Raw genomic sequence first — 215 nt, 5'->3', positions numbered from 1 at the left:
GATTGCTGTGAGATACCGAGAACTTGTCCAATTTCTTTGTGTGTAAGACGGTACAGGAAATGCAGTTCTAAAATGGTAAGCTGTCTTTTTGGAAGGTGGCTTAGCGCCTTATATAATGAAGGATGAGAGATGTGATCTTGCAGGCGCTTTGTACTGCATACAACAAGTTCTATAACCTCTTTCTCTTGATCTGAATGCCGGTTATAGACTGCATA

At 40.9% G+C, this 215-nt stretch carries 1 protein-coding gene; it reads right to left on the bottom strand.

From position 1 onward, the window contains the following. Window positions 1-215, bottom strand: a 215-nt coding sequence (locus tag LKX83_RS33425; protein ID WP_227887620.1) for a sigma-70 family RNA polymerase sigma factor, incomplete at both ends; no start/stop codon positions are given.

The sequence above is a fragment of the Cohnella baijiui genome, assembly GCF_020731285.1.
Lineage (GTDB): Bacteria > Bacillota > Bacilli > Paenibacillales > Paenibacillaceae > Cohnella.
This window is presented reverse-complemented; position numbering and strand designations above follow the sequence as displayed.